Here is a 2,662-nt window from a genome sequence, read left to right on the forward strand (position 1 = left end):
AATGGGGGCGCCTTGAGGTGGTGATCCCTCACCTCTCCGGCCCATACCGCAGACAACGGGATCATATGGGCGAGGTTCAGGGTCGAGACCGGGGGTTGGCGGACGTTTGCGTAAGTTTGTCCAGGCAGGCTGCCGAGCCACGCCTCGACGGCATTGACCGTCTCGGCCATGCAAGTGAAGTCCCGGCCCTGGATGACCTTTTCGGCGAGGCGGAGCTTTTCGTCGGCTGCGCGCGGATCCCTGTCCCAAACTGTGACCGTTGCCGTGACGAAGACCTCGCCGATCTGATCCGAACCCAATTCCTGGAGCGCACTATCGGCATCCATTGCCTTGTTGTTGGCATCGGTGTCCAAAAGCGCGGAGGCCTCGTTCGTCATCACTTCCTTCAGGATCGAGGCGATCGATTTGCGCTTGGCAAACCATTGCCGCCTGATCCTGGTGAGGAGCTTGGTGGCATCTGTCTTGTCGAGCATGATAGCCCGCGTCGACCAGCGATACGGGAATGCCAGCCGGTTCAGCTCGTCAAGAATCCCGGGCGTGGTCACGGTTGGGAACCCCACGAGCGTCAGAACGCGCAGATGCGCGTCGCCCAGCATGGGTTCAAGACCGCCTACCAGCGGTTGATCGGCCAGCAGCGCATCGAGATACATCGGGATTTCTGGCACGCGCACGCGGTGCCGTTTGGTTGAGACCGTCGAATGCAGGTAGGTCAGGGTTTGCTCGTCATCAAGCCAACCGCATTCCGGCATGAAACCCTCGACCAGCTGCAGCACGCGGCTAGTCCGGTCACTAAAGCCGGCGAGCACCTCGCGTGCATCGGCTCCCGCAGCGCGCTGGCCGCCCTCGTACAGCAAGCGCTCTGCTGCCGCCGCACTCTCTGCCGGAGGCAGATAAAGGAGAGTCAGGTAGTAGCTCGATTCGTAATGACTGCCGGCTTGTTCGAATTGCGCCTTGCGCTCCGCATCCACCAGCGCCGAGGCGACGTCCGGGAATGTATCCGGCGGATAGCGTCCGGCCGAATGACGTTGCGCCTCGACGAACACGGCCCACCCCGATCCGAGGCGACGGAGTGCATTGTTGAGGCGGCCAGCGACCGCAACAAGCTCGGCAGGCACGGAGCTGTCGAGATCCGGCCCTCTGAACCGGGCCGTTCGCTGAAATGATCCATCCTTGTTGAGAATGATCCCTTCGTCGACCAGGGCAGCCCAGGGCAGGAAGTCGGCAAGACGTGTGCTTGAACGGCGGTATTCGGCAAGATTCATCATGGGACGACTTCAGGTGCTGAGGTGAGCGGGGACGCGAACATGCCGGCGCACGACTTCTACGAATTCCGGATCGCGCTTGGCGGCCCAGACCGAAGCCATGTGACCCACGAAGGCGAAGAGAAGGCCGGCCAGCCACATGCGCAGGCCGAGACCGAGTGCGGCGGCCAGTGTGCCGTTGAGAATGGCAACCGCGCGCGGCGCGCCGCCCATCAGGATCGGTTCGGTGAGCGCGCGGTGGACGGGAGCCACAAATCCCGGGACTGGCTCGTCCATCAGATCACCACTCCGCCGCCGAATGAGAAGAACGACAGGAAGAAGCTCGATGCGGCGAATGCGACCGACAGGCCAAACACGATCTGGACTAGCCGCCGGAAACCACCCGAGGTGTCGCCAAAGGCGAGCGACAGCCCGGTCACGATGATGATGATGACGGCAATGATCTTTGCGACCGGACCTTCGACCGATTGCAGGATTTGGTTCAGCGGCTGCTCCCAAGGCATGTTCGAGCCGGCGGCCCAGGCCGGCGCGCTGGCTAGGGCAAGGCTGGCGAACGCCACAATTGAGATGAAGCCGCGCCCGAGAGACGATCGTGTGGTCATGACTGATCTCCGATGTTCGAAAGGCTGTAGTCGCCCGATGATCCAAGGCCGTCGACGCTGGCGAGTTCGCTCAGCCGCCGTTCGCCGCCACGGCCAGAGAGAACGGCTATGACGTTGATGGTTTCTGCGATCAGGGCGCGTGGGACGGTGATGACGGCTTCCTGGATCAGCTGCTCGAGCCGGCGCAGCGCGCCAAGCGAGGTCCCGGCGTGTATCGTTCCGATGCCACCGGGATGTCCTGTGCCCCAGGCTTTCAAAAGATCCAGCGCTTCGGCCCCACGGACCTCGCCGATCGGAATGCGATCAGGGCGCAGGCGAAGAGAGGAGCGCACAAGATCGGAAAGCGAGATCACGCCGTCCTTGGTCCGCAGCGCCACCAGGTTCGGTGCCCTGCACTGAAGCTCCCGGGTGTCTTCGATGAGGACGACGCGGTCTGATCCTTTCGCGACCTCGGCAAGCAGCGCATTTGTCAGCGTCGTCTTCCCGGTCGAGGTGCCGCCGGCGACCAGGATGTTCTTCCGTGCGGCGACGGCATCGCGAAGCGCGCTCGCTTGGCTCACGTTCATGATGCCTGCGGCGACATAGTCGTCCAGGCCGAACACGGCGACCGCCGGTTTGCGGATCGCAAACGTCGGTGCGGCAACAACCGGCGGCAGCAATCCTTCGAAACGTTCCCCCGTTTCCGGCAGCTCAGCCGATATCCGGGGCGAGCCGGGATGAACTTCTGCTCCTACATAGTGCGCGACCAGTCGGACGATTCGTTCGCCATCCGCTGCCGAAAGGCTCTCTCCGGTGTCT

Annotated in this window: 3 protein-coding genes and 1 pseudogene; all 4 read right to left on the reverse strand. The window is 63.1% G+C overall.

Translation table 11 applies throughout. The features are described from left to right. Positions 1-1,265: pseudogene (locus IVB36_RS32320) on the reverse strand (conjugal transfer protein TrbE); the annotation flags it as partial. A 9-nt stretch (positions 1,266-1,274) separates the two neighbouring features. After that, a complete protein-coding gene (locus tag IVB36_RS32325) occupies positions 1,275-1,538 on the reverse strand; it encodes a VirB3 family type IV secretion system protein (protein ID WP_247394338.1) in 264 nt (87 codons plus the stop codon). Further along, positions 1,538-1,864, reverse strand: coding sequence for a TrbC/VirB2 family protein (locus tag IVB36_RS32330; RefSeq protein ID WP_247394340.1), 327 nt, complete (start codon positions 1,862-1,864; stop codon positions 1,538-1,540). Before IVB36_RS32330 ends, IVB36_RS32325 begins: the two co-directional genes overlap by 1 nt. Next, on the reverse strand, positions 1,861-2,662 hold an 802-nt coding region (gene trbB / locus IVB36_RS32335), incomplete at its 5' end, for a P-type conjugative transfer ATPase TrbB (RefSeq protein ID WP_247394343.1). The genes IVB36_RS32330 and trbB, both read right to left, overlap by 4 nt.

The organism is Bradyrhizobium sp. 35 (genome assembly GCF_023073215.1).
Lineage (GTDB): Bacteria > Pseudomonadota > Alphaproteobacteria > Rhizobiales > Xanthobacteraceae > Bradyrhizobium > Bradyrhizobium canariense_D.

Coding starts and splice junctions, on each gene's coding strand:
- IVB36_RS32325 (WP_247394338.1), bottom strand. CDS start 1,538: ATGGACGAGCCAGTCCCGGGATTTGTGGCTCCCGTCCACCGCGCGCTC.
- IVB36_RS32330 (WP_247394340.1), bottom strand. CDS start 1,864: ATGACCACACGATCGTCTCTCGGGCGCGGCTTCATCTCAATTGTGGCG.